The sequence below is a fragment of the Mucilaginibacter sp. P4_G9 genome (assembly GCF_056400985.1).
In genome coordinates this window covers 1-995 of the sequence record NZ_JBFUKF010000828.1, presented here as the reverse complement: position 1 = coordinate 995, position 995 = coordinate 1, and the positions used below count along the sequence as shown (strand labels likewise).

The 995-nt window shown below is 40.7% G+C and carries 1 protein-coding gene; it reads right to left on the bottom strand.

Going from position 1 to position 995, the window contains the following annotated elements; translation table 11 throughout:
- Positions 1 to 581, bottom strand: a 581-nt coding sequence (locus tag AC1DPZ_RS27950) for a PorP/SprF family type IX secretion system membrane protein (protein ID WP_477409682.1), incomplete at its 3' end; no start/stop codon positions are given.
- Positions 582 to 995 lie beyond the last annotated feature (414 nt).

Below are 995 nucleotides of genomic sequence, written 5' to 3'. Positions count from 1 at the left end.
GCATAAGCCCATACCCCTATTCCCAAATCAGGTTTCCATTGATTATTATTGATGTTGTTCAATATCGGATCCGTTTCGTCGGCAAAGTGAACCTGCGAAAKGTTTAGCACATTGTGGCTCACGCCCGCAGATACACCAACTGCCAGGTTGAGCCTATCGGTAATACCAAGATGATAAGCGTAGGTAGCGTTAATATTGGTTTGAGTGATAGGACCCGTTTTGTCTGATACCAGAGTTAGCCCAATACCATGGTGCGGCTCGGCAGCCTGGTATTGCTGTGTATACGATCTGCTCGACGGATTAAGCCCTCCGCCTGCCGGAAAAGCTGTAGCGTCTCCCTGTAAAAACTTATTCCCAATGGGTGCATTTACAGTTAAATAGCCTGTTACCGGGGCGCCTTCAAGCCCTGTCCACTGGCTCCGGTAACCAGCTTTCACATCAGTATAATTTTCAATACCGGTTAAAGCTGGGTTCAAAAGGTAGTTGTTAAAAATATATTGGGTGTACTGCGGTTTTTGCTGTGCATCAACAAATTGTATACCGGATACAAAAAAAACAATTGTGTATAAAATTCTTTTCATTATTTGTCTAATGATGGTTACATATCCCCGGAACAACCTTACGTCCGTTTTTTTAGTGTTTGTTATATAATATCTGGTTCCGGATGGAAAATTATTTCCATTATTTCTACTATTACGGGGTATGCTGTAACCAATTGACGAATATAACCCTTTCTCCCTATCTGTTGTATACATCAATTGTATAAATCAAATAATTTTCTAAATTTTCACTCTTCCCGCAATCATTTTACCGTACCTACAGAAAGGAAAGAGTGCTATCGAAAAAAACTATTAAATCTGCGCTTTCGTTAAGGTTGGTTACCTGATGATAGTTATACTGCCAGAAACAGCCTTACGCCCGTTTTTAGGGTTAATGATATAATAATACGTTCCGGTTGAAAGATAACTGCCCTTGTACCTGCCATCCCATGGAAT